The sequence below is a fragment of the Mesorhizobium sp. M7D.F.Ca.US.005.01.1.1 genome (genome assembly GCF_003952545.1).
Taxonomy (GTDB): Bacteria; Pseudomonadota; Alphaproteobacteria; order Rhizobiales; family Rhizobiaceae; genus Mesorhizobium; species Mesorhizobium loti.
Map to the genome: position 1 here is coordinate 7042248 of NZ_CP034453.1, position 24021 is coordinate 7066268.

31 protein-coding genes are annotated in these 24021 nt (G+C 62.9%); 18 read left to right on the plus strand and 13 right to left on the minus strand.

The genetic code is table 11. The annotated features are described in order from the left end of the window. Positions 1-27 precede the first annotated feature (27 nt). The 3 genes from EJ076_RS34270 to EJ076_RS34280 all read left to right on the plus strand — a co-directional run bounded on the left by EJ076_RS34270 (position 28) and on the right by EJ076_RS34280 (position 1856). Positions 28-222 (plus strand): DUF1192 domain-containing protein, encoded by a 195-nt coding sequence (locus tag EJ076_RS34270; protein WP_027047479.1) that lies wholly within the window; start codon positions 28-30, stop codon positions 220-222. A gap of 90 nt (positions 223-312) precedes the next feature. After that, positions 313-1560, plus strand: coding sequence for an MFS transporter (locus EJ076_RS34275; RefSeq protein ID WP_109665479.1), 1248 nt, complete (start codon positions 313-315; stop codon positions 1558-1560). 32 nt (positions 1561-1592) lie between these two features. Continuing rightward, on the plus strand, positions 1593-1856 hold the full coding sequence (locus EJ076_RS34280; RefSeq protein ID WP_109664997.1) for a metalloregulator ArsR/SmtB family transcription factor: 264 nt from the start codon (positions 1593-1595) through the stop codon (positions 1854-1856). A 34-nt stretch (positions 1857-1890) separates the two neighbouring features. Here EJ076_RS34280 and EJ076_RS34285 read toward each other — a convergent pair whose 3' ends face one another. The 4 genes from EJ076_RS34285 to EJ076_RS34300 all read right to left on the minus strand — a co-directional run bounded on the left by EJ076_RS34285 (position 1891) and on the right by EJ076_RS34300 (position 4324). Beyond that, entirely contained in the window at positions 1891-2355 is a 465-nt protein-coding gene (locus tag EJ076_RS34285) for an SRPBCC family protein (protein WP_109664994.1), read from the minus strand. Positions 2356-2366: 11 nt separating this feature from the next. Then, positions 2367-2702 carry a metalloregulator ArsR/SmtB family transcription factor gene (locus EJ076_RS34290; RefSeq protein ID WP_109664991.1) on the minus strand — a complete coding sequence of 112 codons (336 nt, stop codon included), beginning with the start codon at positions 2700-2702 and terminating at the stop codon, positions 2367-2369. 5 nt (positions 2703-2707) lie between these two features. Next, entirely contained in the window at positions 2708-3364 is a 657-nt protein-coding gene (locus EJ076_RS34295) for a glutathione S-transferase family protein (RefSeq protein ID WP_126070835.1), read from the minus strand. 123 nt (positions 3365-3487) lie between these two features. After that, positions 3488-4324 carry an alpha/beta hydrolase gene (locus EJ076_RS34300; RefSeq protein WP_126070836.1) on the minus strand — a complete coding sequence of 279 codons (837 nt, stop codon included), beginning with the start codon at positions 4322-4324 and terminating at the stop codon, positions 3488-3490. A gap of 99 nt (positions 4325-4423) precedes the next feature. On the opposite strand from EJ076_RS34300, the gene EJ076_RS34305 reads away from it, so the two are divergent. The 3 genes from EJ076_RS34305 to EJ076_RS34315 all read left to right on the plus strand — a co-directional run bounded on the left by EJ076_RS34305 (position 4424) and on the right by EJ076_RS34315 (position 5853). After that, a complete protein-coding gene (locus tag EJ076_RS34305; protein ID WP_109664981.1) occupies positions 4424-4945 on the plus strand; it encodes a helix-turn-helix domain-containing protein in 522 nt (173 codons plus the stop codon). Positions 4946-5022: 77 nt separating this feature from the next. Further along, positions 5023-5256: a hypothetical protein gene (locus tag EJ076_RS34310; RefSeq protein WP_023810948.1), complete on the plus strand. Its 234-nt coding sequence runs from the start codon at positions 5023-5025 to the stop codon at positions 5254-5256. 165 nt (positions 5257-5421) lie between these two features. Then, a complete protein-coding gene (locus EJ076_RS34315; RefSeq protein WP_023810947.1) occupies positions 5422-5853 on the plus strand; it encodes a heme-binding protein in 432 nt (143 codons plus the stop codon). 21 nt (positions 5854-5874) lie between these two features. On the opposite strand, the gene EJ076_RS34320 is transcribed toward EJ076_RS34315, so the two are convergent. The 3 genes from EJ076_RS34320 to EJ076_RS34330 all read right to left on the minus strand — a co-directional run bounded on the left by EJ076_RS34320 (position 5875) and on the right by EJ076_RS34330 (position 7607). Beyond that, positions 5875-6276 carry a hypothetical protein gene (locus EJ076_RS34320; RefSeq protein ID WP_013529226.1) on the minus strand — a complete coding sequence of 134 codons (402 nt, stop codon included), beginning with the start codon at positions 6274-6276 and terminating at the stop codon, positions 5875-5877. A 245-nt stretch (positions 6277-6521) separates the two neighbouring features. Then, the gene (gene rpmF, locus EJ076_RS34325; RefSeq protein ID WP_008834724.1) at positions 6522-6704 is read right to left on the minus strand and encodes a 50S ribosomal protein L32; all 183 of its coding nucleotides are present in this window, start codon (positions 6702-6704) and stop codon (positions 6522-6524) included. A gap of 141 nt (positions 6705-6845) precedes the next feature. Continuing rightward, a complete protein-coding gene (locus tag EJ076_RS34330; RefSeq protein ID WP_126070837.1) occupies positions 6846-7607 on the minus strand; it encodes a transglycosylase domain-containing protein in 762 nt (253 codons plus the stop codon). A gap of 222 nt (positions 7608-7829) precedes the next feature. Between EJ076_RS34330 and EJ076_RS34335 the strand changes: the two genes are divergently transcribed. From EJ076_RS34335 to EJ076_RS34345, 3 genes are all read left to right on the plus strand, one after another. Then, a complete protein-coding gene (locus tag EJ076_RS34335) occupies positions 7830-8747 on the plus strand; it encodes a polyprenyl synthetase family protein (RefSeq protein WP_126070838.1) in 918 nt (305 codons plus the stop codon). A gap of 167 nt (positions 8748-8914) precedes the next feature. Beyond that, positions 8915-9721 carry a class I SAM-dependent methyltransferase gene (locus tag EJ076_RS34340; RefSeq protein WP_126070839.1) on the plus strand — a complete coding sequence of 269 codons (807 nt, stop codon included), beginning with the start codon at positions 8915-8917 and terminating at the stop codon, positions 9719-9721. 149 nt (positions 9722-9870) lie between these two features. Then, positions 9871-12210, plus strand: a complete 2340-nt coding sequence (locus EJ076_RS34345; RefSeq protein WP_126070840.1) for a response regulator — start codon at positions 9871-9873, stop codon at positions 12208-12210. A 15-nt stretch (positions 12211-12225) separates the two neighbouring features. On the opposite strand, the gene EJ076_RS34350 is transcribed toward EJ076_RS34345, so the two are convergent. The 5 genes from EJ076_RS34350 to EJ076_RS34370 all read right to left on the minus strand — a co-directional run bounded on the left by EJ076_RS34350 (position 12226) and on the right by EJ076_RS34370 (position 16192). Continuing rightward, positions 12226-12963: a class I SAM-dependent methyltransferase gene (locus EJ076_RS34350; protein WP_126070841.1), complete on the minus strand. Its 738-nt coding sequence runs from the start codon at positions 12961-12963 to the stop codon at positions 12226-12228. Between the two features lie 9 nt (positions 12964-12972). Continuing rightward, complete coding sequence (locus tag EJ076_RS34355) at positions 12973-13524, minus strand: chloramphenicol phosphotransferase (RefSeq protein ID WP_126070842.1); 552 nt, start codon at positions 13522-13524, stop codon at positions 12973-12975. 44 nt (positions 13525-13568) lie between these two features. Then, positions 13569-14423: a lytic transglycosylase domain-containing protein gene (locus EJ076_RS34360; protein ID WP_126070843.1), complete on the minus strand. Its 855-nt coding sequence runs from the start codon at positions 14421-14423 to the stop codon at positions 13569-13571. A 5-nt stretch (positions 14424-14428) separates the two neighbouring features. Beyond that, on the minus strand, positions 14429-15679 hold the full coding sequence (gene ispG, locus EJ076_RS34365) for a flavodoxin-dependent (E)-4-hydroxy-3-methylbut-2-enyl-diphosphate synthase (RefSeq protein WP_056586899.1): 1251 nt from the start codon (positions 15677-15679) through the stop codon (positions 14429-14431). A 333-nt stretch (positions 15680-16012) separates the two neighbouring features. Beyond that, positions 16013-16192 (minus strand): YdcH family protein, encoded by a 180-nt coding sequence (locus tag EJ076_RS34370; protein ID WP_056586668.1) that lies wholly within the window; start codon positions 16190-16192, stop codon positions 16013-16015. A gap of 241 nt (positions 16193-16433) precedes the next feature. Between EJ076_RS34370 and EJ076_RS34375 the strand changes: the two genes are divergently transcribed. Then, positions 16434-16637 carry a DUF465 domain-containing protein gene (locus EJ076_RS34375; protein ID WP_023757446.1) on the plus strand — a complete coding sequence of 68 codons (204 nt, stop codon included), beginning with the start codon at positions 16434-16436 and terminating at the stop codon, positions 16635-16637. Positions 16638-16661: 24 nt separating this feature from the next. On the opposite strand, the gene EJ076_RS34380 is transcribed toward EJ076_RS34375, so the two are convergent. After that, a complete protein-coding gene (locus tag EJ076_RS34380; protein ID WP_126070844.1) occupies positions 16662-17450 on the minus strand; it encodes an IclR family transcriptional regulator in 789 nt (262 codons plus the stop codon). 121 nt (positions 17451-17571) lie between these two features. Between EJ076_RS34380 and EJ076_RS34385 the strand changes: the two genes are divergently transcribed. The 8 genes from EJ076_RS34385 to EJ076_RS34420 all read left to right on the plus strand — a co-directional run bounded on the left by EJ076_RS34385 (position 17572) and on the right by EJ076_RS34420 (position 23979). Beyond that, on the plus strand, positions 17572-18444 hold the full coding sequence (locus tag EJ076_RS34385) for a transporter substrate-binding domain-containing protein (protein ID WP_109665470.1): 873 nt from the start codon (positions 17572-17574) through the stop codon (positions 18442-18444). 215 nt (positions 18445-18659) lie between these two features. Continuing rightward, complete coding sequence (locus tag EJ076_RS34390; protein ID WP_109664951.1) at positions 18660-19325, plus strand: amino acid ABC transporter permease; 666 nt, start codon at positions 18660-18662, stop codon at positions 19323-19325. A 1-nt stretch (position 19326) separates the two neighbouring features. Next, the gene (locus EJ076_RS34395) at positions 19327-19977 is read left to right on the plus strand and encodes an amino acid ABC transporter permease (RefSeq protein WP_109664948.1); all 651 of its coding nucleotides are present in this window, start codon (positions 19327-19329) and stop codon (positions 19975-19977) included. Positions 19978-19981: 4 nt separating this feature from the next. Continuing rightward, positions 19982-20776, plus strand: a complete 795-nt coding sequence (locus tag EJ076_RS34400) for an amino acid ABC transporter ATP-binding protein (protein ID WP_109664945.1) — start codon at positions 19982-19984, stop codon at positions 20774-20776. A 38-nt stretch (positions 20777-20814) separates the two neighbouring features. Continuing rightward, a complete protein-coding gene (locus EJ076_RS34405; RefSeq protein WP_126070845.1) occupies positions 20815-21276 on the plus strand; it encodes a RidA family protein in 462 nt (153 codons plus the stop codon). Positions 21277-21303: 27 nt separating this feature from the next. Then, entirely contained in the window at positions 21304-22509 is a 1206-nt protein-coding gene (locus EJ076_RS34410) for an aminotransferase class V-fold PLP-dependent enzyme (protein ID WP_126070846.1), read from the plus strand. A gap of 153 nt (positions 22510-22662) precedes the next feature. Next, complete coding sequence (locus EJ076_RS34415) at positions 22663-23610, plus strand: metallophosphoesterase (RefSeq protein WP_126070847.1); 948 nt, start codon at positions 22663-22665, stop codon at positions 23608-23610. Between the two features lie 24 nt (positions 23611-23634). After that, a complete protein-coding gene (locus EJ076_RS34420; RefSeq protein WP_245462938.1) occupies positions 23635-23979 on the plus strand; it encodes a cupredoxin family copper-binding protein in 345 nt (114 codons plus the stop codon). Positions 23980-24021: the final 42 nt, after the last annotated feature.

The following is a 24021-nucleotide window of genomic DNA, read 5'->3' on the forward strand; positions in this document are numbered from 1 at the left end:
TCTGGTCTTGGCGGAGGAGGAGCGACGATGGCGATCTTCGACGACGAACCCAAGAAGAAGGCACGCCCGCACGAGATCGGGCAGGACCTGTCCTTGCTTTCCGTTGGCGAGCTGTCGGAACGCATCGGCATCCTGCGCGACGAGATCGCCAGGCTGGAGGCCGAGCTCAAGGCCAAGGACAACACCAAATCGGCGGCCGAAGCACTGTTCCGTCGCGGATAGGTGCGCGAGCGCAATGAGCTCGCCGCCGAAAAGCCCGAATGCGACTGTCTTCAGACCCAGCGCCCCGCCACACTTGAGCCGGATCAAACAATGTTCGCAACCTACCGACCGATCCTCTCGCTGCTTCGCGGCACTGCCTTCCTGCTCGCGGCGTCTGGATTGCACGGGTTGCTCCTGCCGCTGCGCGGTCAGCTGGAAGGCTTCTCGACCGCATCGCTCGGCCTGATGGGCACGGCCTGGGCCGGCGGCTTCGTCACCGGCTGCTTCTTCGCACCGCGCATTGTGCGCCGCGCGGGCCACGTGCGCGCCTTCGGCGCCTTTGCTGCATCCGGCGCCATCGTGGCGCTACTCACCGGGCTGATCATCGACGAATATGTCTGGATCCTGCTGCGCGCCTTCACCGGCTTCACTATGGCCGGCGCCTTCATGGTCATCGAAAGCTGGCTGAACGAGAAGGCCACCAACGAGAACCGCGGCACCGTCTTCGGCCTCTACATGATGGTCACCTATGCCTCGATCATGGGCGGGCAGATGATCGTCGCCGGCGGCGACGTGAAATCGGCGTCGCTGTTCATGATCACCGGCATCCTGTTTTGCCTGTCGCTCATTCCAACCGCGGTCTCGAGCGCTTCCCACCCTAAGCCGCTGCAGGATGTTTCGCTCGACGTCAAAGGCCTTTATGCCAACTCGCCTGTGTCGGCGGTCGCTTGCGTGTTGATCGGCATCGCCAACGGCGCCTGGGGCACGCTTGGCGCGGTTTACGGCGCCCGCATCGGCATTTCCACGGCCGAGATCGCCCTGATGATGAGCCTGGTGGTCGTTGCCGGCGCCGCCATGCAGCTTCCGGCCGGGCGCCTGTCCGATAAGACCGACCGGCGTTTCGTGCTGGCGGGGGCAGCTTTCGGCGCGGCCTTGTTCGCGCTCTTGATCTTCCTGTTCGAGCCACGCTCCAGCGTTTTCGTTATCGTCTTCACCGCAGCCTATGGCGCCTTCGCCTATACGCTCTATTCGATCGCCGTAGCCCATGCCAACGACCACGCGCGCTCGGAGGATTTCGTCAAGGTGTCGGGCGGCCTGCTTCTGCTCTACGGCTTCGGCACGATGATCGGCCCCTTGCTGGCCGCCGCCCTGATGGGCTGGATGCGCCCGGAAGGCTTGTTTCTCGCGACCGCCTTCGCGCATCTTTGCCTGGCAGGCTATACGCTGCTGCGCATCAGCCGCCGCGCGCCGGTGCCGATCGGCGACCGTGACGCCTTCAAGACGCAGCCGGCCGACCGCTCAGTCACCCCGGAAGCATTGCGGCTTGATCCCAGAAGAAAAGCAGAAGCAGACGGTTGAGATTCGAAAGGCTTTGCCTCACTAATACAGGCATGATGTTTTCCGACGCCTTCATGGCGATTGCCGACCCCAACCGGCGCCATCTTCTGGAAGAACTTCGCCGCGGCCCGAAAACCGTCACCGAACTGGCCGCCGGCTTGCCGGTCTCACGTCCGGCCGTGTCGCAACATCTGAAAGTGCTGCTCGATGCCGGCCTGGTCCACGCCAAGCCGGAAGGAACAAGGCGTGTCTATACGGTGAGCAACACCGGCTTCCTCAAACTCAACATCTGGCTCGATCAATTCTGGGAAGCCTGACCCGTTCGGCCAGCCGCAACACGCGCTGCGAAGCTCAAGCATCGCTCCTCAGGAACGCGCCGAGCGCGTCGAGCAGTTCGCCCGTGCCATGCTCGCGCGTGGATGACGTGTCATGGCCGTCGAAGAAAGCGCCCTGCTCGGTCAGCACCAGCCGCGTGCCCTTGCCCTCGGGAAGAATTTCGATCGTGGCCAGCGATACCGATACGCGGATATCGCCAAACAACAGCTCGTAGCTATAGACGATACGCTGGTTCGGCACGATGTCCTGATAGACCGCGTTGTAAAAATGCATCTGCCCGTCGCTCGGGCAGCCGGCATTGACCTCTTTGCCGCCGACGCGGAAGTCCATCTCGTGCCGGCTCGGCATCGGGTTGTCGGGGTCGGCGAACCAGCGTCGCTTGGCGGCCGGATCGCTCAGCGCGAAGTAGACTCTTGCGGGCGCCGAAGGGTAGCTGCGCTCGATGACAAATGTGGAGTGGACGACGGAACGTTGGGTCATGATTGCCTCCTTCAGGTCTCATCCTTGGTTTCCGCGAGAAAATCACCGAGCCGGTCAAGCCGACGTTCCCAGGCGAGACGCCGCTCATTGATCCAATGCTCTGCCGCTCTCAATGCCGTGGGCTCGATCTGGCAGGTGCGCACCCGGCCAAGCTTTTGCGTGCGCACGAGGCCGCTTGCCTCCAAAAGATTCAGGTGCTGGACGACAGCCGACAGCGACATCGCCAGCGGCTCGGCCAGCTGGCTGACCGAAGCGGGGCCGCGCGACAGCCGGTCGACCATCTGTCGCCGCGCCGGATCGGCGAGCGCCTGGAACATCCGGTCGAGCTGGGCAGGATCGTGCAGCATTGCGATCAGCCGTTGTTGTAGGGGAAGAACTTGAAGTAGGGCTGCGCCTCCTCGATCACCCGGGCGAAAGAAGGCCGCTGCACCAGGCGGTCGTGATAGCGCTTCACGGCCGGATAATTGTCGCCGAACGGCTCGACCTTGTTGGCATAGAAAAGCGCGGGGGACGCCGCACAATCGGCCATGGTGAAGGTGTCGCCCATCGCCCAGGTCTTCGACTGCATGTCCTGCTCGATGATGGCGTAGGAATTGCGCAGCTGATCGCGGGCCTGCTCGACGCCGAATGGATCGGTCTTGTGCTGCGGCCGCAACCGGTCGCCGACGATCTTTTGCATCGGCTCCTGCACATAGAAATCATAGAAGCGATCGGCCTGGCGGACTGCCAGCGCCAGGTCGATATCGGCGGGCACGAGGTCGACCGACCCCGGATAATGCGCGGCCAGATATTCGACGACGATGGTCGATTCCAGCACCGTGCGGTCGCGCGCATCGTCGCGCAACGCCGGCATCTTGCCGGTCGGCGAAATCTTCAGGAAGGCCGCGCGCGACTCTGCATCGCCGAGATCGACGATGGCAGGCGTGAACGGCGTGGCGTTCTCATACAGCGCGATCAGCGGCTTCCAGCAGAAGGAGGCCAGCGGATGGAAATGAAGCGTCAGGGACATTTTTTGCTCGTCTGTTTGGTGGTCGTCGGTGGCCGGCGCTGTTCTGCTTGCCAGGATTAAACACTGAAGCACCTACTTAACTATTGCGACAGGCGCCGTCCGTCAAGACCCGCCTGTGCCGCCTCAGTTGGCTTGGATGTGAGCAACGATTGCCGCGCATATCCCCGCCCAATCGTCCGGATGCAGCTCATGGCCGCCGCCTTCGATGCGGATGAGTTTTGCGCCAATGACCGCCTCGGCCAGCGCCTCGCCATGTTCGACCGGAAAGATCGGATCCGCCGTGCCGTGGATGACCAGCAGCGGAGCCTCCATCTCGTGAAGGCGGCCCTTCCATGCGGCGCCGCCCTTGAGCATGAAATGGTTGGTCGCGCTCAGGAAGCCGCCGGAGCGGTCGTAATCCTGCTCGATGAAAGCCCGCGTCCCGGCCTCGTCGAATGGATGCGCGATGCTGGCGATCGCCCGCGCATCCCTGACGATGAAATCGACCACCTGGCCACGGTCCGACCAATCCACTTTGGCCCCCTCGGCCGAATGCTTGATATAGGCATCGCTCGTTTGCGGCAGATGCGAGGTATCTGTCCCCACGGGCGAGCTGCTGATGACGGTCAGCGATGCGACGCGGGATGGGTGCTTGAGACCCACTAGCTGCGCGATCATGCCGCCCATCGACATGCCAACGACATGCGCCTTGCCGATGCCATGCTCGTCGAGAATATGCATCGCATCATCCGCCATGTCGTCGAATGTGTAGGGCGGCCCTCCCAGTCTGTATTTGGTCGACAGGCCGGTATCGCGATTGTCATAGCGGATCACGAACAGGCCGGCATCGGCCAGTTTTCGGCACAGCGCCTCCGGCCACCAGAGCATGGAGGCCATGGCTCCCATGATCAGCAAAAGCGGCGGGTTCGCCTGGTCGCCCAAGGCTTCGGACATGATTTCGGGGCGTTCGATCGTCGTCATGGCGCGGTCTCCTCTCTGCAATACTGATTGCATTTTGCAATCAGTTGCACGATAATAAAACTGATACGATAATGCAACTGGTTTTGCTGGAGAAATCTCATGAGCATGGATCGCCGGTCCGGATGCCCGATCAACCTGTCGCTGGAAGTGTTCGGGGACCGCTGGAGCCTGATCATCCTTCGCGACATGATCTTCGGCGGCAGGCGTCATTTTCGCGAGATGCTCAACGGATCGATGGAAGGCATTGCCTCCAACATCCTCGCCGACCGGCTGAAGCGCCTGATGGAGCTGGGCATGCTGACCAAGGCCGATGATCCCTCGCACAAGCAGAAGGCGATCTACAGCCTGACCGAGATGGCGATCACGCTGGTCCCTATCCTGGCCCATCTCGGCGCCTGGGGCCGCGTCTGGCTGCCGGTCAGCGACGAACTGTCGATCCGCGCCGAACTTCTGGAAAAGGGCGGACAGCCGATGTGGGACAAATTCATGGACGAGTTGCGCCACGAACATCTCGGCATGCCGCTCGATACGATGTCTGGCCCTTCTGTCCGCGCGACCCTACAGGCCGCCTATGAGGCGGTGGTCGCCAGCAAGGCCCTCGCCGCCAGCACGGCCGCGTAACCAACTTATTTTCCCGTTTTGGGGCCGGCTCTGCTAGAAGAGGCGGAAAATCACATTTTACGGGATTGGATAAGGTCTTGGTTGAAAACTCTCGGGATGCTGCCCGCGCGCGCGCCGACCTGCGTTTCAAGAAGCAGGAAGAGGCGGCAACCGTCCGCCAGAAGGCGATGGCCGAATACGTCGCCGAGAGCGACGCCCGCCAGGCCAAGACCAACAAGTTGCGGGCGCTCCGTCTCGCCAAGGAAGCGGAAGATCTCGCCAACGCGCCGGCGGCGCCCGCCAAGAAGCCGGCCCGCGCCAAGAAAAAATAGACCAGCCACGCCTGGAGCCAGACAAGCGTCAAGGCCTATCCGCATGGTGTCGGCGAAGGCCGCTTTCCATCCCGCCTCTTCACGCGAAGCAATTTCAACCGAAACCGGGATGTTATCTCGCCCGTCGACGGTCAATGATCGACGCGTTTCAACCAGGAGACTGCCATGACCGCACTGCCGCTCGAAAAAGCCAGGCAAATCATCGATGCCGCCTTTGCCAAGGGCGCCGATCTCAAGCTCAAGCCGCTCGGCGTCTCGGTGCTCGATGCCGGCGGTCATCTGGTCGCCTTCCAGCGCCAGGACGGCGCCTCGTTCCTGCGCCCGCAAATGTCGGCCGGCAAGGCCTATGGCGCGCTGGCTATCGGCATGGGCTCGCGTAAGGTCGAGGCCTTCGCCAAGGAGCGTCCGCATCTCGTCGCTGGCATCTCGGACGTCTCGGGCGGACGCGTACTGCCGGTCGTCGGCGGCGTGCTGATCCGCGACAAGGCCGGCGCCATCATCGGCGCCGTCGGCATTTCAGGCGACACGTCGGACAATGACGAAGCGGCGGCAATCGCCGGCATCGAGGCAGCCGGCTTTACCGCCGATCCGGGCTGAGCGCTGGCGTCGGCGCCGGCTCTAATTCAGATTGATGTCTCTGCTGGCCGACCGCATCGACACCGCGAATCCGGCCAGCACATCGAACAGCGCGATGACCATCAGCGTGAAGAAGACGGAGTGGGCGGCGCCCTTCACCAGCAGGAACTCGACCAGGAACGCCACGAAGACCAGCGTCGACAGAAGGTGGTCCATGATCGAGGCATTGGTCGTGCGCACCGACTTCGCCATTTCGAGGAACAGGAAGATCAGCCCAATCAGCACCATCAGATCGCCAAGCGTCATCGAGAACACGCCGCCCGACATCATGCTGAACGAGAAGACCTCGCTCGCCCACGGATCGTCACCGCTGCCGAATATTCCCAGCAGTCCGAGATTGTAGAGCACGAAAGGCACGATCAGCAGCGGAATGGCACCGAACATCTGGCGTCTCCATGTGGGGGCAATCCTTTGTAGAATGCGCCACAGGCACGCCGTCAAGATGTTTCGGTGGCAGCCCTGAACACGGTCGAAGACCGCACGCAACAACCATGTCAGCCGGTTGCTCGGCTGGAGAGCTGCGACGATTGCCGCCCACGCTTCGAGATGCGCGCCACCCGGCCCCCAAACGCAAAAGGACCGGCCACTGGCCGGTCCTTTTGTAATTCAAACCTTTGGAAAAGCTGGTCTCAGCTTTCCTTGGGCGTCAACACCTGACGGCCGCGATACATGCCGGTCTTCAGGTCGATGTGGTGCGGACGGCGCATTTCGCCGGAATTCTTGTCCTCGACATAGGTCGGGGCCTTGAGAGCGTCGGCCGAGCGGCGCATGCCGCGCTTGGACGGAGAGGTTTTTCGTTTCGGAACGGCCATGGATATGCTCCATTACATGGTCAAAAAGCCCCGCCCGCCCTCGTGAAAGGGCCATGTCGGGGCCGGAATCTGAGAAAGTCGAGTGCCTATACACGCCCTGTGCCGTTTTGGCCAGCACTGCCGCGAATTTTTTTGAGTTGTCTAGCGGAGACAACCGACATAGGCGCCCGAGCGGCCGGCGCGCCGCTCGATAAGGTTGGCGAGTCTTCTCAGGCCCGGTCCGGGCTTGGCCGGATTGCGGGCGATCGGATTTGGCAAGGAGACGGCAAGCAGCGCGGCCTGCCGTCGCGACAGCTGTTTTGCCGAAACGCCGAAATGGTGCTGTGCCGCAGCCTCGATACCGTAGATGCCCGGCCCCCACTCGGCGATGTTGAGATAGATTTCCATGATGCGCCGTTTCGACATCACTGCGTCGAAATAGACGGCCAGCGGCAATTCGACCACCTTGCGCACCGAGCCCAGTGGTCGTGACCAGAGAAACAGGTTCTTGACCGTCTGCATGGTGATGGTCGAGGCGCCGCGCGTTGCTTCGCCCGCCAGCGCGTCGTCGACGACGCCTCGCAGCTCGCCGAGATCGACACCACGATGGAAGCAGAATTGCCCGTCCTCCGACATGATGACGGAATTGGCCAGCACCGGCGCGACATCGTCGATCGACACCCAGCGGCGCTCATAGCCGGAGAACGTCGCCAGGTCCTTCAGCATCAGCGTCGAGACCGGATGCACGAAGGATGGCAAATAGAGGAATGTCAGCACCACCGGAATCAAAGCCAGCACCGCGGCCACGACGATGCCGCGCCGGACCCAGCGCTTGAGACCGCGGCGGTTTACGCCTCGCGATCTCGTCGCCATGTCCAGCTTTTCGGTTTCATGATCGACGATCGGTTCCGCCAAGCCGCCCAACCCGTGCCAGAGAGCTCGTTTTGAAACGCGCTCCTGTGAGTCATATGACGGTGTTTTCGAGAACCGGGGCGGCGCGTACATGAGAGTACGTGAGCACCGGAAGCGCGGAAAACGCCTTCAGATGACCGCAGGAGTAGAGTTTCCAAACGGGCTCTTACTGCTCCGGCATAATGGCGCTTGCCTTCTTGCGCAACGTCTGAGTGTCGGCTACCGGTCCCGGCCATGACAAATGACGACGAAATGGCGTTCGAAATGGCGCTCATCAGACGGGCAGCCGCCGTCGAGGTGCTGCTGCGGCGGTTGCTCGACGACCGCGCGCTTTCAGGCGAGATCGCCCGGCCCGACCGTTTGATGGCCGCGATGCGGCATGGCGTCCTGAACGGCGGCAAGCGCCTGCGTCCCTTCCTGGTCATGGAAAGTGCGGCGCTTTTTTCCGCCGACGGCGAGGCGGCACTGCGCGTAGCCGCAGCGCTTGAATGCGTGCACTGCTATTCGCTGATCCACGACGATCTGCCCGCCATGGACGATGACGACCTGCGCCGTGGCCAGCCGACCGTGCACAAGGCCTTCGACGAGGCGACTGCCATCCTGGCCGGCGACGCCTTGCTGACGCTGGCCTTCGACATCATCGCCAGCGAGGCGACCACCCTGCCGGCGGAGCGGCGGGCGGCCCTGGTGCTGGCGCTTGCCCGCGCGGCCGGGGCGGGCGGCATGGTCGGCGGCCAGAAGCTCGACCTCGAGGCCGAACAGACGCCACCGGACGAGGCCGGCATCATCCGGCTGCAGGCGATGAAGACCGGCGCGCTCATCCGTTTCGCTTGCGAGGCCGGTGCCCTCATCGCCGGCGCTGCCGCCGAGGATCGCGAGCGGCTGGCCGAATTCGGCTCCGCGATCGGCCTTGCCTTCCAGCTTGCCGACGACCTGCTCGACCTGACCGCCGATGCCAGCCAGATGGGCAAGGCGACCGGCAAGGACGCTGCCGCCGGCAAGGCGACGCTGGTCGCTCTGCATGGCGCGAATTGGGCGCGCAGCCAGTTGCACGGCCTCGTCGACCAGGCGTATGCACTGCTTGAGCCCTATGGCGACGACGCCCAATTGTTGAAGGAAGCGGCGACATTCGTGGCGGCGCGCAACAGCTGAGGTTGGGGCCAACCAAGACATCGAGCTGATCGCTGATCAAAGCACGCTCGTCCCCGCCGACCGGTTCAGAGATTGAACTTGAACGGAAGCCTGCCGAAGCAGAGGATCGACATCGCTTTGCCATCCTCACGGCAACCACGCGGTGCGGACAGAGTTGGAGGGATGCCATGTCGACCACCGACAAGCTGTTCAGCGGTTCCATTGCCGAGGTCTACGACCGGGCGATGGTGCCGCTGATCTTCGAGCCATATGCGCGGGATCTGGCGGAGCGGGCGTCGAAACTCGGACCGCAATCGGTGCTCGAAGTGGCTGCGGGCACCGGTGTGGTAACACGTGCACTCGCAGCAAAGCTGCCGGCGAAAGCACGCATCGTGGCCACCGATCTTAACCAGCCCATGCTTGACCACGCGCGCACGCGGATGGCGGACGATCCTCGGATCATCTGGCAGCAGGCCGATGCCCAGGCGCTGCCCTTCGAGGACGCACAGTTCGACGCCGTGGTCTGCCAATTTGGTGCGATGTTCTTCCCCGATCGGGTAGGCGCCTACGGCCAAGCGCGGCGGGTGATGCGGCCGGGCGGGCATTTTCTGTTCAACGTCTGGGGCGCCATCGAAGAGAACGAGTTCGCCGATGAAGTGACGCGGGCGCTCGGCGATTTCTTCCCCACCGATCCGCCGCGCTTCATGGCGAGGACGCCGCACGGCTATCACAATGCGGACGCCGTCCGTGGCGACCTGCATGCCGCCGGGTTCCGTTACGTCACCATCGAGCCTTTGGATGCCGTGAGTGCCGCTCCGTCGCCTTATGAGGCGGCCGCGGCCTATTGCCAGGGCACACCCCTGCGTGCCGAGATCGAGGCGCGCGGCGGCTCGCTGGAGGAGGCGACGCGATACGTGGCGAATGCCATGGGGAAACGGTTCGGGGAGGGCCCGGTGAGTGGCCGCATCCGCGCCCTCGTCGTCGTGGCGGCCTGACACCCGAAAGTGACCTCGGAAGGATTGTCAGGGTCAAGAAGCTGTCATCCATCCGGCGGTTCGCATGGCTCGCCTATCCACACGAAATTTTAATGTAAATGAAGCGTAATCCCGACCATTAAAATGGTGCGTATGTGTTGGGGTTGCGCATGCCGGAATATTCGTCCTTCATCCGGTCAGTCCGGATTCGCTATATTTCGGGGTTGCTGATCTTCGCGCTGGCTTCCGCGGGCATCGTGATTGCGCTCGATCGTGTCAATTCCTTTCGCCGTGACATCGATGCGCTGAGCAGCAACCTCGTCATCTTCACCCGCGACCTGCGCAACGCGACCAGCTTTGCGGAAACGACCGGCACAGCCTGGCGGGCGGAGACACGCGATGCGCTGACCACATCGGCGCGCGGCCATTCGGAACGCCTGACCGGCGAGATCGAGACGCTGACCGCCCAGCTTGCCGCGATCAAGCCGCGCCTGTCGACCAAGACCGTCAACGAACTCCAATCCACTTCCGTCAACGGCGACCTGTTCTGGTCGCCGCGCGACATGGTGCGCAACTTCAACCTGATGTCGGTGGCGCAGAAGGTCGACGAGTGGAGCTATCGCGAAATCCGCAACCAGAACGACCTGTTCGCCCAGCCCATGCTGGTCCGCGTCCGCACCGCCATGGACGATGAGCGCCAACTGGCCGATGCCTCCTCAGACAGGCTGCTGTTGTGGGCGAGCGGCATCCTGTTCGCAGCCCTTGCCATCGTCGCCTTCTGGATCTTCCGCCCGATGGAAGTGGCGATCCGCCGCGCCTTTGCCGAATCCGCCGAATCCCTGTTCAAGGCCGAGGCCGCCGACCGCGCCAAGTCGGAATTCCTGGCCAATATGAGCCACGAAATCCGCACGCCGATGAACGGCGTGCTCGGCATGGCCGAACTGCTGGCCAAGACCGATTTGACGGCGCGCCAGAAGACCTTCACCGACGTCATCGTCAAATCGGGCAATGCGCTGCTCACCATCATCAACGACATCCTCGATTTCTCGAAGATCAATGCCGGGCAACTCACCCTCGACCCCGCTCCCTTCCGCCTTTCCGAGGCGGTCGAGGATGTGGCGACGCTGGTATCGGCGCGCGTCGCCGAAAAGAACCTCGAACTGATCGTGCGCGTCGACCCGCGCCTGCCGGCCCATGTCGTCGGCGACGCCGGCCGGTTCCGGCAGATCATCACCAACCTGCTCGGCAACGCGGTGAAGTTCACCGAAAAGGGTCATGTGCTGATCGATGTCGGCGGCGAGATCGTCAACGACGTGGTCCAGCTCAAGGTTCGCGTCGAGGACACCGGCATCGGCATACCGGCCGAGAAACTGCAGAACGTGTTCGAGAAATTCGCGCAGGTCGACGGCTCGTCCACCCGCCGCCATGAGGGCACGGGGCTGGGCCTCGCGATTGCCGCACGCCTCGTCGACCTGATGGCAGGCAAGATCGGCGTCGAGAGCGAGATCGGTCGCGGTTCCGTGTTCTGGTTCGCTGTGCCGCTGCCCGCGCATCAGGCCGCGGCGCGTGACGAAATCGTGCCGGTCGACGTAACCGGCGCGCGTGTGCTGGTCATCGACGACAATCCGGTCAACCGCGAAATCCTGCTGGAGCAACTCAGGAGCTGGAGCTTCGATTGTGCCGCCGCCGAAAGCGGCGCCGTCGGGCTGGCCTTCCTCGACCGCGCCTTTCAGCTGGGCGCCGCCGTCGACTGCATCATCCTCGACTATCAGATGCCGGGCATGAACGGCGCCGACGTCGCCAGAGCCATTGCTTCCGACAGTCGGCTATCCTCCATCCCGGTGGTGTTGCTGACCTCGGTCGACCAGGTCGATTTCGGCAAGATGATCATCGACTTCGGCATTGCCGCGCACCTGACCAAGCCGGCGCGCTCCGCGGTCCTGCTCGGCACCGTCATCTCGGTCGTGCAGAAGGCCCGCTCGCAGGTCGGCAAGGCGCAGTTCGTCCGCGAACCGATCGTGCAGGCTCCCCCGGCAGCACCACCTGCCTTTACCGTCATCCGCGGCCCGGCGATGCCGGTCGCGGTAGTGCCGGAATCGACAACCACGCCGAACGGACCGATCGACATCCTGATTGCCGAGGACAATGACGTGAACCAGCTGGTGTTCGGCCAGATCCTCAATGGGTTGGGCTTGAGCTACCGCATCGCCGGCAACGGCCGCACGGCGGTCGAGATGTACCGGGCGCTGCGCCCCAAGCTGATCCTGATGGACGTCTCGATGCCGGAGATGAATGGCTACGAAGCGACCCGCGCGATCCGGGCCATGGAGACCTCGACGGGCACCCGAATACCGATCATCGGCGTCACCGCGCATGCGCTGAAGGGCGATCGCGACAAGTGCATCGAATCCGGCATGGACGACTATCTGCCGAAGCCCGTTTCGCCCGACCGCCTCGGCACCAAGATCGGCACCTGGCTCAGCGAGACGGTGGTGGCGAAGACGGCGTAAGGCCCGGCTGCCGGATCAGCGCAGCCGGCCTATGGGAATGATCTCCGGCGAGGTGTCGACATAGGCTTCGCCCTGCCAATCCCCCAACCATTGCTCGACCAGCAGGCCGGCCTCATCAAGCATCGCGGCGATGTCATCCTTTGCCGGAAACGCAATTTTCGATTCGGCGCCCAGAACCTGCCTGCCTCCTGGAATCTCATAGAAGGTCGAATAGGTGACAACGCTGGTGGCGGGATCGTGTTCGACATCATTCCAGGCCTTGACGGTGCCAAGACCGGGATGCGCCACCATCCGTTCGGAACGCTGCGGCGTCCATTCCAGCCAATCTTCCATGGCGGGGTTTCGCGTGTCGAAGATGAAGCGGCCACCGGGAGCAAGATGCGCAGCAATGGTGTGCAGCACCGCGCTCTGATCCTCTCCCGTCAGAAACACCTGGAACGCATGCCCAGTCAGCACTACCAGATCGAAGCTTCGTCCGAGCCGAACGGTTCGCGCGTCGGCCTCGACCCAGTCGACCTTGTCCCCGCCGGTCCTGCGCCGCGCAACGTCAAGCATCGCCGACGCGGGATCAACGCCGGTGACCCTATGCCTGTCGGCCAGTTCGGCAGCCAGTTGTCCGGTGCCGCAGCCGAGATCCAGGACCGAGCCACCATTTCTGGCAAGGCCGATGCAGTAGTCAAAATCGGTGCGGCCCTGGTTCTCGATGTCGTAGAACTGGACGAGGTCGGGATCACTGTAGAGAAGATCGGTCATGGCGGCCGCCTATAATGCAAATCTCTGCTGGATGCGACGGGCGCATTCGAGTGGCGTGAGGACGCTAGTGTCTAGTTCGAGGTCGTAGTCTACATTCACGTGCACGCGTTCATATTGCCAGCGCGCCAGCCCTGGCATTCGGTCGCCCCGCAGGGCCTCACGCGCTTCCAGCACTTCCAGCGGCGCCCGGACACCAACGACATGGAGATCGAAGGCCGACAGCAGTTCGAGATAATCTGATATTTCGCCATTGCAAAGCACGTCATCGACGATGAGGTTGTTGCCTTGCCCGGCCATCGCCGCGATGGCGTGGCGCATGCCGCGCAGGGTTCGCGCCCCAACCGGTCCGGTCCTGATCACGACCGAAGGCTTGCCGTCCCGTTGGATGGTTTGATAGGAAAAACCATCCGCATGGTCCTGCAAGGCGTCCGGCAGCATCGCGATGAAAATGTCCATCTCGACATGCAGGAAGGGCGCGGCGGTGATTGTCTGCAACGCCTTGGCGATCGAGCTCTTGCCGGCACTGCCGACGCCGTTGAGCAAAATGATCCTGGCTTTCACCTACAGCCCCTCTCTCAGACAAGACATCGTGCCGGCAGGTCAAATTACCGGTTGCGCACCACCACACACGCCCCACCGACACTTTGCAATTTCTGGCAGATGACGTTGGCATCTGCGCGGTGGTCGACACCGATCCTGACTGCGTAGATGCCTCGCCGGCCGATTGGTGTGCGCACCCGGCTGACCACCGGATCGTGCCCGTTGAGCAGGGCCGGGAACCGGCTCCTTACCCTCAGCCACTGGCTGATCGCGGCACTGCGGCGGAAGTTGCCAGCCACCTGGATGCCCCACGGCTTTATGTTGATCGAGGCCATCGCCACGGTCCGCGACATGATCACCGGCAGTCTGCGGCAGGCGATGGCAAAATCCGTCTTTGCATCGAGTGGCTCGATCTTTCCGGCATAGGCCCGGTCGGTGAACTTGTCGGCCGGCTCGCCCATGATGTCGAAAACATAGCTTTCAGTTTCCATCGGCAGGAAGCCGCCGGAGCTTAGCCAGCGCGACACCCGGCTCTCACCGGCATTGTAGGCGGCCGCCGCCAGGCCGAGATTGCCATAGCCGGTTTTCATTTCGGCGAGATATCTAGCCGAGGCCGGGATCGCCTGGTCGATGTCGAAGGAATTGGCCAGCCCCCGCATCTTGGCGGTGCCCGGCATGAACTGGGCGATGCCTTCGGCGCCGACCGGACTGACGGCGTTGGGATCGAAACGGCTCTCCTTCCAGATCAGCCGGGCGAAGAAATCCCTGGGCAGGCCGTTCTGATCGGCATGCGCCTGAATCAGGGTGCAGACCTTGTCGATCAGCCGCTGCTTGGCGGATTGCGGCGGATCCGCTTGAACAGCTGTCGAGCAGACCAGGGCGCAAAGTAAAACGAGCGTCGCCCTGAGGAAACGCTGCATCGCACCTACTCCGCCGCGGCCTTGCCGCGACCAAACCGTTGCTCGATATAGTCGGCGACCATTTTCTCGAAATCCGCCGCGATCGATGGCCCGCGCAGGGTCGCCGCCTTCTTGCCGTCGACGAAGACAGGCGCGGTCGGTGTCTCGCCGGTGCCGGGCAGCGAAATGCCGATGTCGGCATGCTTGGACTCGCCCGGACCGTTGACGATGCAACCCATCACGGCGACCTTGAGGTTCTCGACGCCTGGATATTTTTCGCGCCACACCGGCATGTTCTTGCGCAGATCCGCCTGGATGTTCTGGGCAAGTTCCTGGAACACGGTCGAGGTCGTGCGGCCGCAGCCCGGGCAAGCGGCGACGATCGGTACGAACTGCCTGAACCCCATGGTCTGCAGCAACTCCTGCGACACCTGCACCTCACGCGTGCGGTCGCCGTTCGGCTCCGGCGTCAGCGAGATGCGAATGGTGTCGCCGATGCCTTGCTGCAGCAGGATGCCCATCGCGGCCGACGAAGCGACGATGCCTTTCGAGCCCATGCCAGCCTCGGTGAGGCCGAGATGCAGCGCGTGGTTGGAGCGGGTGGCGAGCTCGGTATAGACGGCGATCAGGTCCTGCACGCCGCTGACCTTGGCCGACAGGATGATTTTCTCGCGGCCAAGGCCGATCTCTTCCGCCATCTCGGCCGACAGGATCGCCGACTGCACGATCGCCTCGCGCGTCACCTCTTGCGCGGTCAGCGGAAAACCCTTGTCCTGGTTGTCGTCCATCAACCGGGTCAAAAGCTCCTGGTCGAGCGAGCCCCAGTTGACGCCGATGCGCACCGGCTTGTCGTGTTTGATCGCCATCTCGACAATCGCGGCGAACTGCCGGTCCTTCTTGTCCTTGAAGCCGACATTGCCTGGATTGATGCGATATTTGGCCAGCGCCTCGGCACAGGCCGGATGATCGGCCAATAGCTTGTGGCCGATATAGTGGAAATCTCCGACCAGCGGCACGTTGATGCCAAGCCGCTGAAGCCGCTCGTGAATGCGCGGCACAGCAGCAGCACTCTCGTCGCGATCGACGGTGATGCGCACGATCTCCGAGCCGGCCCGGTGGAGTGCTGCGACTTGCGCAACCGTCTGGTCGACATCGGCCGTGTCGGTGTTGGTCATCGACTGCACGACAACGGGCGCGCCGCCACCGACGACCACGCCGCCGACGTCGACGCCGACCGAGGTGCGGCGGGGAAAAGGAGAGGAAAAATATCCGGTCATGCCGGCAGCCTTTTGTCTCTGGAGCGCCATGCGTCCAACTGGACGCACAAAATGCGCTCCGGGCCGATGCGCTAAAGTCTGGGCATGAGGTGGAGGAGCAAAGATGGCTTGTCAATGGCGACAGGTCGCCACTGGCCGGAATCGGTCCGCCGCCATGGGCCAGAAACAATCGATGATCTGGCGAAAGCTGGCGACGGCCGAAGTGGAAATTGAACGGATGGCAGTCCAGACTCGACCGATAGCCCAGTACTGGAAATCAAAACCCACCATGCCGGCGGCGGGAACCGCCGGGAAAAAAGGCCGCGGATCGTAAGCGGCTAGGTCAGCAGGGCATCAATGCGTGGTCGGTTTCCCTCTTAGTTTTTCAATCGCATCCTTGAGTGCCAGCTTGCGTCGCTTGAGATTCACGATTTCGAGGTCGTCGACCGATGGATGGTTCATCGCGTCATCGATTTCACGTTCGATGTCGCCGTGTTTCCGCTGCAACTCATCAAGATGGGATGCAAGAGACATGATTGGTTCTCCCTTTCATGGTTTCCTCGATTGCAACCGTCACGGCGCGTCCACCGCAGGTTCGCTTTCTGTGACGGCACGATGACAGTGTGCCACCTTCCGGCAACGATGTCGAATGATCCGTGGTAGCATTCCACGACAATGTGAAATGTGATATGGGCTGCGCGCCGGTTGCAAAATCACGCCGGCCCCGCCCAATCAGGCCCATTTTTGGGCGCCGCAGACGTGCAGACGGTAGATAATGTCCGATCAGGAACAGGCTGATATCCGCCTCGAATATTCCCGGCTGAAGCAGGAGCACGCGGATTTCGATGCGGCCATCAACGCGATGATCGCCATGGCCTGCGATCCACTGCAGATCCAGCGCATGAAGAAGAAAAAGCTGTTCCTCAAAGACCGGCTGATGGCGCTGGAAGACAAGATCATTCCCGACATCATTGCCTGAACCAGCATTGGCTGGCTGGCGCGCCTAGGCCACGGTCGAAAGCTTCGCGGCGCGGTTGCGCAGCAGGCCGATGAGTTCGCCGGTCCGCTCCTCGGACGTATCGATGGGAACCACCAGGCACATCGTCGCTTCGACCTTGCCCGGCGCTGAAAACACCGGCGCGGCAAGGCACTTCGTATAGGCATCGACAAGGCCCGAAGTGACGCAATAGCCGGTGATCCGCGCTTTTGCGATATCGGCGACGAAATCGTCGAGCCGCAGTTTGCGCCCGTCGGGCAGCACGAGATCGTCGTCCGACACCATGTCTTCGATCTCAGCCTTCTCCAGTCCCGCCAGAAGCAGCCGCCCCGAGGCCGTCCAGGGCAGCGGTATCTGCAAGCCGGTGGCGGAACTGATGCGGAACGGCCTGGTGCCGGGACTCGCGTGGACGATCGTATAGCGCCCGCTTTGCAGCATGCACAGTTCGGAGGTCTCGCCGGTCTCGCGCGACAGGTTGTCGACCTCCTGGCGCCCCCGCCTCAAGAGGTCGTTGCCCCGCACATAATCCATTCCATAGAGATAGAGCTTCTTGCCGAAATAGACGCGATTGCCGTCGCTTTCCATTTCCAGCAGTCCCGCATCGACCAGCGACCGCACCAGCGTGTAGGTCGTCGAGCGGGGCGCATTCACGCCTCTGGCAAGGTCGCCAATGCCGATCGCCCGCTGGGTCGTGTGAAGAAACTCCAGAATCTCGAGCACCCGGTTGAGCCCCTTTTCACGGGAGCCCGAGATCTTCTCGCCGGCCGAAACTGCCGAGGCATTGCCATCTTGCATTGTCGATTCCTAGTGTTAATATCTGTCTTGTACAGGGTACACTCGTCTCTTGTAAGAGACAAAATTACCAACGCGTGTCTTGCCTGTGCACAAGGGGAACACAACACGAAAGGAGGTCGCCGTGAACGACACATCCGGAAGACGTGATTTTCTGAAATTGGGAATGGCAGGGCTGGCCACGGCTGGCGTGCTGGCAACCGTCGATGCCCAGAAGGCCGCTGCCCAGGCGGCACCCGACAGCTTGCTGCGCACCGTGCTCGATCGCGGCAAGCTGATCGTCGGCACCGGCAGCACCAACGCACCCTGGCACTTCGAGAATGATGCCGGCGAACTCGTCGGCATGGACATCACCATGGGGCGCATTCTCGCCAAGGGCCTTTTCGACGATCCGACCAAGGTCGAATTCGTCATGCAGGATCCGGCTCAGCGCATTCCCAACGTGACCACCAACAAGGTCGACATCACCATCCAGTTCATGACGATGAGCGCCCAACGCTCGCAGCTGGTCAATTTTTCCCGGCCTTACTACGTCGAGGGCATCGCCCTGCTGAGCCTTCCGACCGCCGAGAACAAGACCTTCGACAAGCTGCTTGCCGGCGGCGCGGCAACACGCGTCTCCATCCTGCAGAATGTCGATGCCGAAGCGCAGGTGCATTCGGTCCTGCCCCAGTGCCAGGTCATGCAGATCGATACCCAGGCCAACGTGCTGCAGGCGCTGGAATCGAAACGCGTTGACGCCGCTGCCGTCGATCTGTCCACGGTGCGCTGGCTCGCCTCGCGCAATCCGGACAAATATTTCGACGCCGGCAAGAGCTGGCTGAGCATGCTTTATGGCGCAGCCCTGCGGCAAGGCGACCTCGACTGGCTGACCTTCGTCAACGCGACCTTCACCATCGCCATGTTCGGTCACGAAAACGCACTCTACGATGCCGCCTTCAAGGACTATTTCGGACAGGAGCCGCCGGCGCGCCATCCCGGCTTCCCGGCCATCTGACCTGCATCGGGCGGAAGGGCGTATCCAGCGCCCTTCCACCTCCGACAACCCTCGGCACCAAGGCTTGTTGAGATTCAGGCCAGGCCGAGTCGAAAACGGTGGTTTTCGAGAACCGGAGCGGAGCGTACTTAAAGTACGTGAGCACCGGAAGCGCAGAAAGCCGGCGTTTGCAGGCCGGCATCACCTGAATATCAACAAGCCTTTAAGGCGGACGCATGGGCTATGCCCTTAATTTCAACCTGATCTGGCGGCACTTCGACAAGCTTTGGGGCGGCCTGCTGCTCAGTCTCGAGCTTGCCGTCATATCGATCGCCATCGGCATCGTCATCGGCCTGGTTCTGGCGGTCTGGTACGTGTCTGCCGGACGCATCGTGCGCACCATCATCGCCGCCTATGTCGAATTCATCCGCAACGTGCCGCTGATCCTGCTCGTCTATCTCGTCTTCTACGGCCTGCCGACGGTGGTCGATATCGCCTACAGCGCGCCGACCTCGTTTGTCGTGACGCTGTCGCTCTACAGCGGCGCCTATCTGGTCGAGGTGTTCCGCTCCGGGCTCGAAGCCGTTCCGCGCGGACAGCTGGATGCCGGCAAGGCAATCGGCCTGACGCCGTGGCAAAGGCTGCTCAACGTGCGCCTGCCGACCATGCTGCGCATCACGCTGCCGGCGCTGTCCAACACCTTCATATCGCTGTTCAAGGACACGTCCATCGCGTCGGTCATCTCGGTGCCGGAGCTGACCTATGGCGCCCAGTGGATCAACTTCAACACCTTCCGCATCGTCGAGGTCTATCTCGTGGTCACCGCGATGTATCTGGTGACCGGCTACATCCTGCTTTTCGCGCTTCGCCTTGTCGAGCGCCGGTTCAGGGCGGCGCGCTGACATGCTCACCCAGATCGCCTATGCCTTGCCTTTCCTCGCCCAGGGCTTTGCCCTGACACTGTGGGTGTCCCTGCTGGTCGTGGTGTTTTCACTGATCGCTGGCGTGATCATGGGTGTCGGCCTCGTCTATGGCCCCATACCGTTGCAATGGGCCGTGCGCATCTTCAGCGACACCATTCGCGGCATCCCGATCCTGGTGCTCATCTTCTTTGTCTACTACGGCCTGCCTGCGGTCGGGCTTCATCTGCCATCCTTCTGGGCAGCGGTGCTGGCGCTGACCCTGTTCAAGACGGCGCAGGTGGTCGAATATCTCAGGGGTGCGGTCGGCTCCATTCCGAGAGGGCAATCCGAGGCGGCCATGGCGATCGGACTGACCTTTCGCCAGCGGCTCGCCTACGTCATCTTCCCACAGGCGTTCAGGCGCTTCCTGCCGCCCTGGATCAACGGCGTCACCGACGCGGTCAAGGGCAGCGCGCTGGTGTCGCTGCTCGGCATCACCGACCTGATGCAGGCCATCAACCAGGTCATCGGCCGCACCTACGAAGCCATGCCGCTCTATGTTCTCGGCGCGCTCATCTACTTCGCGGTCAACTACGCGCTTTCGCTGGCCAGCCGGCGGCTAGAGCGGCGTTTCTCCTTCATCCGGGAATAGCAAGATGTCCACCAGCTCGACCAACATCCCGGCCCTTCTCGATGTCACCGATGTTTCCAAATCCTTTGGAACCGTCCAGGTCTTGCGTTCGGTCAGCCTGCGGGTGGCGCGCGGCGAAGTGGTGACGGTCATCGGCCCATCGGGCAGTGGCAAGACCACGCTATTGCGCTGCGTCAACTTCCTCGAAAGCTATGACAGCGGTTCGATCCGCATCGACGGCAAGGAGGTCGGCTTTCGCGAAACAGGAGCCCGCCAGCGCCGCGGCGAACGCGACCTCGCCGCGATGCGCGCCGAGACCGGCATGGTGTTCCAGAGCTTCAACCTCTTTCCGCACCTGACGGCCGCCGGCAACATCATGCTCGGCCTCACCAAGGTGCGCGGCAAGAGCCGTGCGGAGGCCCGCACCATCGCCGACCACTGGCTCGGTCGGGTCGGCCTCGCCCACAAGGCCGACAGCCTGCCCGCCGAACTGTCCGGCGGCCAGCAGCAGCGTGTCGGCATTGCCCGTGCCGTGGCCATGGGGCCGAAGATCCTGCTTCTCGACGAGATAACCTCCGCGCTCGACCCGGAACTGGTCGGCGAGGTGCTCGAGGTTGTGCGCAGCCTGGCCGAGGACGGCATGACGATGGTGATGGTCACGCACGAAATGGCCTTTGCCCGTGATGCCTCGAGCCGCATCATCTTCATGGCCGATGGCGGCGTCAGCGCGGCGGGTCCACCTAGCGAAATCCTGGCGGCGGACACCGACAACGAGCGCCTGCGCACCTTCCTGGCACGCTTCCGCGCCTCGCATTTCTAGAACGAGACAGCAAAAGCTGTCGCAAGGAGCCTTCTTTCATGACGCCTTATATCCGGCTCGCCGCGTTGGGCCTGACGCTGCCCGAGCCGCCGACCCCAATCGCCAATTTCGTCACCCATGCCGAAAGCGGCCGGCTGATCTTCCTGTCCGGCCAGGGACCGCTGCGGACAGACGGCACGCTGTTCACCGGCAAGGTGGGAGACGATGTCACCGTCGAGCAGGCCTATGGCCATGCCGGCCTCACCGGCCTCAATCTGCTCGCCGTCATGCACGCGGCCACTGGCGACCTTGGCCGGATCGTGCGCATCGTCAAGCTGCTCGGCTTCGTCAACGCGATACCGACCTTCAGCGACCACCCGAAGGTGGTCAATGGCTGTTCCGATCTGTTCGCCGATGTGTTCGACAGTATCGGCGGCCATGCCCGCTCGGCGATCGGCGTCGGCTCCTTGCCCGGAAATATCACCGTCGAAATCGAGGCGGTCGTCGAGATCGCCTCCTGACCTCTTGAGAAAATGGGAACCGCAGAAATGAAAACCTATTCCGCCGACGGCTCCAACACCACGATCCGTGAACGGCTCGGCCTTCGCCCGATCATCAACGTCTCCGGCACGATGACGGCGCTCGGCGCGTCGATCATCGTCCCGGAAGCAATCAGCGCCATGGCGGAAATGGCCTCGCAATGGGTGGAGATGGACGATCTGCAGCGTGCCGCAAGCACGATCGTCGCGCGCCTCACCGGCGGCGAGGCCGGTTTCATCACTGCTTGCTGCGCCAGCGGCATCACCATGGCGATCGCCGGGGCGATGACAGGAACCAACCTGCTTGCCATCGAACGCCTGCCGGACGACACAGAAGGCCTAAAATCGGAGGTGATCGTCCAGCTCGGCCACATCGTCAACTACGGCGCGCCGATCGACCAGTCGGTCCGGCTGGCGGGTGCCAAGGTCGTGCCGGCCGGCACGGTCAGCGTGACGCAGGACTATCATGTGCGCGACGCGATCAACGACCGTACGGCGGCGGGCCTCTATGTCGTCGCCCACCACACCGTGCAGTACGGCATGCTGTCGCTGGAGGAATTCTGCGAGATCTGCCACGCCAGGGGCGTTCCGGTGATTGTCGATGCGGCTTCCGAATATGACCTGCGCGGCTTCCTCGCGCGCGGCGCCGACATTGTCATTTACAGCGGCCACAAATTCCTGAGTGGGCCGACCAGCGGCATCGTCACCGGGCGCAAGGATCTGGTTCGAGCCGCCTATCTGCAGAACCGCGGCGTCGCGCGCGCCATGAAGGTCGGCAAGGAAAGCATCGCCGGCACCATGGCCGCACTGGAAGCCTGGGAAAAACGCGACCATGCCGGCATCCGCCGCCGCGAAGAGGCAGCACTCAATTTGTGGAAGGACACGGTGCAGGGGCTGCCGGGCATCATTGCGCAGATCATTCCCGACCCGACCGCCAACCCTCTCGATCGGTTGCAGATTTTCGTCTCGCCCGAAAGCCGGTTCACCGCGGCCGGTCTCACCTCGGCGCTGGCCGCCGGCTCGCCGCCGATCATCGTACGCAACCACGAAGTGGAGCGCGGCCATTTCTTCCTCGACCCCTGCAATCTTCATCCCGGCGAGGCCGAGATTGTCGCCGAACGCCTGCGCGCCATACTGACCGCGGCCGAGCGGCCCGCCAATGCCATGAAGATGCCTAACAAGGATTCGTCCGGCGCCTTGCGCTGGCCGGATTGAAACGCCAGCAGGCCACTGCCTGAAATGCGCCGGTCGCAATCGGCACGCGCGATCACGCGACCGTGAACGGCTGGACTCGCACCAGCCGGGAATAAACCGCCGCCGTCCCGGGTCTCCTCAGCATACGCCACTCCTGGCGTTGAGGAGACCGACATGACCCATCATCACGACGACGAGAACGGGCACATCAGCCGCCGCCATGCGCTGGAATGCATGATCTGGGCCGGCACCGGCGTGCTGTGGACGATTTCAGGCGGCATACCGGTGTCGCTCAACCTGCTCGGCGCCGCACAAGCTGCCGAAGCCATGGCCACGGGCTTCACCTTCCTGCAGATATCCGACAGCCACATCGGCTTCGACAAGGCGGCCAACCCGCATGCCATCGACACGCTGAAGGAAGCGATGGGCAAGATCCAGGCGCTGCCGCAAAAGCCGGCTTTCATGATCCATACCGGCGACATCACCCATCTGTCCAAGCCCGCACAATTCGACAATGCGGCTGAGATCATCAGCGGCGCCGGCTTCGACGTGCACTACGTGCCGGGCGAGCACGATCTGATCGACGACGGCAATGGCAAGGCCTATCTCGACCGCTACGGCAAGGGCACCAGGGGTGCCGGCTGGTATTCGTTCGACCAGAACGGCGTGCATTTCGTGGCGCTGGTCAATGTCGTCAACCTCAAGGCGGGTGGGCTCGGCAATCTCGGGCCTGAGCAGCTGGCGTGGCTGGCGGATGATCTGAAAGCGGTCAGCGCCTCGACGCCGATCGTCGTCTTCGCCCACATTCCGCTATGGGCGGTCTATCCCGAATGGGGCTGGGGCACCGACGACGCGGCACAGGCGCTCGGCCTGCTCAAGCGCTTCGGCTCGGTCACCGTGCTCAACGGCCACATCCACCAGATCATGCAGAAAGTGGAAGGCAACGTCACCTTCCACACCGCGCGCTCGACCGCCTTCCCGCAGCCGGCGCCAGGCACCGCCGCCTCGCCCGGGCCGATGACAGTGCCGGCCGGACAGCTGCGCGGCCTGCTCGGCACCAGCAGTGTCACCGTGAAGCAAGGCGGGCAGGATCTCGCCATCATCGACTCGACGCTGGCTTGAGCCGGAACAGCAAAGGAAATCAACATGCTTTGCATACGCCTTCCGGCCCGGCATATGGCCGCGATCCTCGCCGCCTTCACCTTGACCACGGCGACCTGTCAACCGCTGCGCGCGGCCGATGCGCCGATGATCAGAATCGAGAATTTTGCCTTCACGCCGCCGGCACTGACGGTCAAGCCCGGCACCACGGTGACCTTCAGAAACGACGACGATATTCCGCATCTGGTCGTCGCCAGCGATTCCTCCTTCCGCTCCAAGGCGCTTGACACCGGTGACACTTATGAATTCACCTTCACCAAAGCAGGCGACTTTGCCTATTTCTGCGGGCTTCACCCGCATATGCAGGGCAAAATCACCGTCGCTCCCTGAGCGGGCGCGGCAAATCCTGCCCGGAGTGCCGGATCATGCTGT

Excerpts from the sequence above, each read along its gene's own strand:
- EJ076_RS34270 (WP_027047479.1), top strand. The coding sequence starts at position 28 with ATGGCGATCTTCGACGACGAACCCAAGAAGAAGGCACGCCCGCACGAG.
- EJ076_RS34275 (WP_109665479.1), top strand. The coding sequence starts at position 313 with ATGTTCGCAACCTACCGACCGATCCTCTCGCTGCTTCGCGGCACTGCC.
- EJ076_RS34280 (WP_109664997.1), top strand. The coding sequence starts at position 1,593 with ATGATGTTTTCCGACGCCTTCATGGCGATTGCCGACCCCAACCGGCGC.
- EJ076_RS34285 (WP_109664994.1), bottom strand. The coding sequence starts at position 2,355 with ATGACCCAACGTTCCGTCGTCCACTCCACATTTGTCATCGAGCGCAGC.
- EJ076_RS34290 (WP_109664991.1), bottom strand. The coding sequence starts at position 2,702 with ATGCTGCACGATCCTGCCCAGCTCGACCGGATGTTCCAGGCGCTCGCC.
- EJ076_RS34295 (WP_126070835.1), bottom strand. The coding sequence starts at position 3,364 with ATGTCCCTGACGCTTCATTTCCATCCGCTGGCCTCCTTCTGCTGGAAG.
- EJ076_RS34300 (WP_126070836.1), bottom strand. The coding sequence starts at position 4,324 with ATGACGACGATCGAACGCCCCGAAATCATGTCCGAAGCCTTGGGCGAC.
- EJ076_RS34305 (WP_109664981.1), top strand. The coding sequence starts at position 4,424 with ATGAGCATGGATCGCCGGTCCGGATGCCCGATCAACCTGTCGCTGGAA.
- EJ076_RS34315 (WP_023810947.1), top strand. The coding sequence starts at position 5,422 with ATGACCGCACTGCCGCTCGAAAAAGCCAGGCAAATCATCGATGCCGCC.
- EJ076_RS34320 (WP_013529226.1), bottom strand. The coding sequence starts at position 6,276 with ATGTTCGGTGCCATTCCGCTGCTGATCGTGCCTTTCGTGCTCTACAAT.
- rpmF (WP_008834724.1), bottom strand. The coding sequence starts at position 6,704 with ATGGCCGTTCCGAAACGAAAAACCTCTCCGTCCAAGCGCGGCATGCGC.
- EJ076_RS34335 (WP_126070838.1), top strand. The coding sequence starts at position 7,830 with ATGACAAATGACGACGAAATGGCGTTCGAAATGGCGCTCATCAGACGG.
- EJ076_RS34340 (WP_126070839.1), top strand. The coding sequence starts at position 8,915 with ATGTCGACCACCGACAAGCTGTTCAGCGGTTCCATTGCCGAGGTCTAC.
- EJ076_RS34345 (WP_126070840.1), top strand. The coding sequence starts at position 9,871 with ATGCCGGAATATTCGTCCTTCATCCGGTCAGTCCGGATTCGCTATATT.
- EJ076_RS34350 (WP_126070841.1), bottom strand. The coding sequence starts at position 12,963 with ATGACCGATCTTCTCTACAGTGATCCCGACCTCGTCCAGTTCTACGAC.
- EJ076_RS34360 (WP_126070843.1), bottom strand. The coding sequence starts at position 14,423 with ATGCAGCGTTTCCTCAGGGCGACGCTCGTTTTACTTTGCGCCCTGGTC.
- ispG (WP_056586899.1), bottom strand. The coding sequence starts at position 15,679 with ATGACCGGATATTTTTCCTCTCCTTTTCCCCGCCGCACCTCGGTCGGC.
- EJ076_RS34370 (WP_056586668.1), bottom strand. The coding sequence starts at position 16,192 with ATGTCTCTTGCATCCCATCTTGATGAGTTGCAGCGGAAACACGGCGAC.
- EJ076_RS34375 (WP_023757446.1), top strand. The coding sequence starts at position 16,434 with ATGTCCGATCAGGAACAGGCTGATATCCGCCTCGAATATTCCCGGCTG.
- EJ076_RS34380 (WP_126070844.1), bottom strand. The coding sequence starts at position 17,450 with ATGCAAGATGGCAATGCCTCGGCAGTTTCGGCCGGCGAGAAGATCTCG.
- EJ076_RS34390 (WP_109664951.1), top strand. The coding sequence starts at position 18,660 with ATGGGCTATGCCCTTAATTTCAACCTGATCTGGCGGCACTTCGACAAG.
- EJ076_RS34395 (WP_109664948.1), top strand. The coding sequence starts at position 19,327 with ATGCTCACCCAGATCGCCTATGCCTTGCCTTTCCTCGCCCAGGGCTTT.
- EJ076_RS34400 (WP_109664945.1), top strand. The coding sequence starts at position 19,982 with ATGTCCACCAGCTCGACCAACATCCCGGCCCTTCTCGATGTCACCGAT.
- EJ076_RS34405 (WP_126070845.1), top strand. The coding sequence starts at position 20,815 with ATGACGCCTTATATCCGGCTCGCCGCGTTGGGCCTGACGCTGCCCGAG.
- EJ076_RS34410 (WP_126070846.1), top strand. The coding sequence starts at position 21,304 with ATGAAAACCTATTCCGCCGACGGCTCCAACACCACGATCCGTGAACGG.
- EJ076_RS34415 (WP_126070847.1), top strand. The coding sequence starts at position 22,663 with ATGACCCATCATCACGACGACGAGAACGGGCACATCAGCCGCCGCCAT.
- EJ076_RS34420 (WP_245462938.1), top strand. The coding sequence starts at position 23,635 with ATGCTTTGCATACGCCTTCCGGCCCGGCATATGGCCGCGATCCTCGCC.